The organism is Phyllobacterium sp. P5_D12, assembly GCF_054049495.1.
Window position 1 is genome coordinate 1 of record NZ_JBFUMG010000396.1, and the last position, 4240, is coordinate 4240.

At 53.5% G+C, this 4240-nt stretch carries 6 protein-coding genes; 5 read left to right on the forward strand and 1 reads right to left on the reverse strand.

All coding sequences use genetic code 11. The annotated features are described in order from the left end of the window. Together ACXJ5O_RS20230 and ACXJ5O_RS20235 are read left to right on the forward strand one after the other, a co-directional pair. A partial coding sequence (locus tag ACXJ5O_RS20230) for an ABC transporter substrate-binding protein (RefSeq protein ID WP_457301460.1) occupies nt 1-1019 on the forward strand: 1019 nt, incomplete at its 5' end. 44 nt (nt 1020-1063) lie between these two features. Then, complete coding sequence (locus tag ACXJ5O_RS20235) at nt 1064-1747, forward strand: class II aldolase/adducin family protein (RefSeq protein WP_112531439.1); 684 nt, start codon at nt 1064-1066, stop codon at nt 1745-1747. A 1-nt stretch (nt 1748) separates the two neighbouring features. Here the strand turns inward: ACXJ5O_RS20235 and ACXJ5O_RS20240 are convergent, their stop codons facing one another. Then, nucleotides 1749-1904 (reverse strand): Flp family type IVb pilin, encoded by a 156-nt coding sequence (locus tag ACXJ5O_RS20240; RefSeq protein WP_183663084.1) that lies wholly within the window; start codon nt 1902-1904, stop codon nt 1749-1751. 371 nt (nt 1905-2275) lie between these two features. Here ACXJ5O_RS20240 and ACXJ5O_RS20245 point away from each other — a divergent pair, with 371 nt between their 5' ends. From ACXJ5O_RS20245 to ACXJ5O_RS20255, 3 genes are all read left to right on the forward strand, one after another. Continuing rightward, nucleotides 2276-2455: a Flp family type IVb pilin gene (locus ACXJ5O_RS20245; RefSeq protein WP_112531618.1), complete on the forward strand. Its 180-nt coding sequence runs from the start codon at nt 2276-2278 to the stop codon at nt 2453-2455. 266 nt (nt 2456-2721) lie between these two features. Further along, nucleotides 2722-3756 (forward strand): glycosyltransferase family 2 protein, encoded by a 1035-nt coding sequence (locus ACXJ5O_RS20250; protein WP_457301461.1) that lies wholly within the window; start codon nt 2722-2724, stop codon nt 3754-3756. Further along, the coding region (locus tag ACXJ5O_RS20255) for a class I SAM-dependent methyltransferase (protein WP_457301462.1) at nt 3743-4240 on the forward strand (498 nt) is incomplete at its 3' end. The genes ACXJ5O_RS20250 and ACXJ5O_RS20255, both read left to right, overlap by 14 nt.

Sequence of the window (4240 nt, forward strand, 5' to 3'; positions counted from 1 at the left end):
GCGGAGCGCTCATTGCCTGCTTGTCGTTGAATGCGATGAGTGCGATGGCGGCGGAACTCACCAAGGTGAAAATCGGTATCGTCAACGCCAGCAGTGATATCGCTTTCTTCATCGCCGACAAAAAAGGCTACTTCCGCGAAGAAGGTATCGAGGCGGAGTTCGTGCCCTTCGATTCCGGCGCGAAGATGGTTGCTCCGCTTGGAGCCGGCCAACTCGACGTTGCCGGCGGCTCGGTATCGGCAGGATTGTACAATGCCGTGGCACGAGGGATCGGAATCAAGGTTGTCGCCGACAAGGGTTCGACGCCCCCAGGTTACGGCTATCAGCCACTTCTGGTTCGCAAGGATCTCGTGGAAAGCGGCAAGTACAAGTCGCTCGCCGATCTCAAAGGCATGAAGGTTGCGGGCAGTGCCACTGGCAGCGCATCGACATCGACCATGAACGAGGCGTTGAAAAAGGCGGGGCTTAAACCCAGCGATGTCGAGCGTGTATTCCTCTCATTTCCGCAACATATCATCGCGCTGGAGAACAAGGCCGTTGACGCGGCTTTGACAACCGAACCTTCCGCAACAGAAGCCGTACGCCGTGGCGCCGCCGTTCGTATCATGGGCGATGACGAGATTTACCCCAATCACCAGCTCGYGGTTGTCCTGTACTCGGCAGAGTTCATCGGGGAACAGCCCGATGCCGCAAAAGCATTCATGCGCGCCTATATCCATGCGCTTCGCGACTACAATGACGCGCTTGCCAACGGCAAGCTGGCCGGCCCGGCCGCGGACGAAGTGATCTCCATATTGACCGAATATACACCGATCAAGGATGCTTCCGTCTATCGCGCCATTGTCCCGCAAGGCATCGATCCCGACGGCAAGCTCAACACCGCCAGCCTTCAAAACGATCTCAAATACTTCCAGAGCGAAGGTCTCGTACCGGCAAGCGCAACTGTCGCCCAAATCCTCGACGCGTCGTTCGCCGATGCAGCAGTCAAGGAACTGGGGCCGTATCAACAAAGAAAATAAGCGCGGGGTATCTCAGACACAATCTGGCATGGAACTGGCAGGACATGGATAACTACACTCAACAGAAGCGCATGCTGGTCGATGCGATCCTTATGCTCGAACGCGCGGGAATCATAGATTTCAACGGCCATGCCAGTTGGCGTGTTCCTGGCGAAAATCGAATGCTGATCAATTCCGGTGCATCGGTCCGCTCGGCACTCACCATCGACGATATCGTCATGACCGATTTCGACGGCAAGCCGGTCGATGGCGGCGCAGTCCCGCCGATGGAATTCCACATCCATTCGGAGATATACCGTCGCCGCGCGGACGTGGGTTCGGTCATCCACGCTCACCCGCTGTGGTCAACGCTCTTCAGCATGACGGGGAATCCCGTTGAACCGGTGATCATGCAGGCAGCGGTGATCGGCGAGATCATGCAGTTTGGCGAGATAGCATCAATCAACACCAAGGAACTCGGTGAAGCGCTTGCCACAACGCTTGGTGCGCATCGCATCGCAATGTTGAAATCGCATGGATCGGTGATCGCTGCGGCCAGTATTCTCGAAGCATTCGTCCTTGCAGTGTACCTCGAGGAAAATACGCAAAGGCAGTATTTGGCCAAAAGCCTCGGCACACCAACGGTTCTGACGCCTGAACAGGTCGCCACGATCGCAGCCAATCTCTGGAAGCCCAACCTCTTGCAAAAGGTCTGGGACTATCATGCGGGTAAATTGGGCCCTGTCTGACCTATGGGCTGGGCTTCTCGAACATATCTTTAATGCTGGTTCCAAGTTTGCTGGTAGCGCCGATGATGGCAACTGCTATCAGAGCAACGATCAGTGCGTATTCAACCGCACTTGCGCCGGTTTCGTCCTTGAGGAAGCGCGCGAAGAGCTTTGTCATTGTTCGCCTCTCCTTTCAAAGTCCCGTTGAATCGTCCTCCTCATTGAGTAATTTAGCAAAAGAGACTGTTGTTATTGGTTAATTTTTACTTTAGACGGGCGAGTCAATTTAACTAAAATTTTCCTCAAATCGAGGATATTCTGACCAGATCACACGTCAACTCGAATTCTAAGCGGCCGACAGATGAATCTAGTTGGAATTACAAGTACCTAATAATTTAACTGAATTTAATCGACTTCCGTAAAACTAATTTAAGCAACAAATTCAGTCACTTTTCAGTAACCATCTATATTAGTGAAACTGCAATTGCTGGAAATCTATGTTGAGGACGGTTCAACGAAACCATGCACAACAACAGGATAGGCAATCAAATGAACACTCTCTTCGCACGCTTCCTTAAAGACGAATCCGGCGCAACTGCCATCGAATATGGCCTGATTGCTGCCCTTATCTCCGTCGGCATCATTGCCGGTGCAGGCACGCTCGGCAACGGCCTCAACAGCGTATTCAACAAGCTCGGCACCAAGATGAACGGTGTTGTAGTTAACTAAGTTTAGTTGGTGGAGCTGCCCGATCGCGGGCAGCTCCACCAAATACCACATCTTTGTAACCGGGTTTACCCGAGTTCGCCTTGTCCCGATCATCGATGTTCGCGGCAATCCAGAACACCGTTTGATCGAGAGACCAGACTGGCAACCTTCTGTTGCCAAGCACCCTGTCCATACGACCTTTGGGTGCGGGCAATCAGGCAACGAAGTCAGATGCTTAATCTCTACCCGAACTAGTATGAATATTGTGAAAATCTGGGGTAAGGTCGTTGCCAAAGACAAAGTTAAATCAACCACAGAATGTTGCGCTCTCTGCCGTCATCCCTTGCTACAATGAAGTGGCCGGCATCGATGAGCTTTATCGACGCGTAACCGGAGCGTGTCAGCAACAGGTTGGCCAGTCCTACGAGATTGTCCTCGTCATCGATGGTGCGACAGACGGCACCCGCCAGGCGATCTTCAATTTAGCGGCAACAGACCCTCACCTCGTCGCAGTCGATCTTGCCCGCAATTATGGCCATCAAATTGCACTCAGCGCAGGCCTGGATATTTGTCGTGGCCAAAGAATTCTTATTCTCGATGCCGATCTGCAGGATCCCCCGGAACTTGTCGGCCAAATGATGGCCAAGATGGATGAAGGCTATGATGTCGTCTATGGCCAACGCCTGAAACGCGAGGGAGAAAGCTGGTTCAAACTCGCTTCGGCGGCGATGTTTTATCGGTTGCTGCGCAAGATGGTCGACGTGGATATTGCTCCTGACACCGGCGATTTTCGCCTTATGAGTCGCCGGACCCTTAATCATCTGAATTCGATGCCGGAGCGTTATCGGTTCATTCGCGGAATGGTCAGCTGGATCGGCTTGAGGCAAGTCGCCCTCCCTTATGAAAGGTGCCGGCGCTTTGCTGGCACCACGCATTACCCGTTCAGGAAAATGCTCTTGCTGGCGATGGACGCAATGACAAGCTTTTCCATCGCTCCGCTCCGCTTCGCGTCGCACCTCGGCATGATCTTCGGGATTCTTGGACTTTTCGCGCTGGGTTACACTTTCTGTTCCTGGATTGCCGGGAACGTTTTGCCCGGCTGGACCAGTCTGGCAGCCATAGTCCTCATACTTGGCAGCGTTCAGCTTCTGGTGCTCGGTATCTTTGGCGAGTATCTCGGGCGGATGTACATGGAGACGAAGCGGCGTCCGCTTTACCTCGTCAATGAGATCGTCTCCTACGACGCAGTTAGCGCTCGCCAGGATCTACCCATTCACCGGCTTCAGGAACGTGTGAAGGAGGTTGTGCATGCTCGAGGCTGAATTTGACCAGTTCGCGTCGGAATATCACCAGCAGCACGCCGCCAGCATTCGTCTGAGCGGTGAAACTCCGGATTTCTTTGCCAAGTACAAGATTGACGACGTGGCTGCCGTACTCGCATCCGCGGGTGTGAGACCACGACGCATACTCGATTTCGGCGGAGGTGTGGGCAATTCACTGGGTTATCTCAAAGCTGCGTTTCCCGAGAGCGAAATAGTGTTGCTCGATCCTTCCTCGCAATCCCTCGATATCGCCGAGAAGCGGTTCCCGGGCCAAGCGCATTTCCAGCAATTCGATGGCAGAACGATCCCGTATGACGACGGGCACTTCGACGTCATATTTGTTGCGTGCGTTTTTCATCATATCCCTGGCGATCTCCATTTGGGCCTTCTCCAGGAAATCAGCAGGGTTCTGACAAAAGGCGGAAACTTTTTCCTCTTCGAGCACAATCCGTGGAACCCGCTCACATTGCATGCTGTGCGCAAT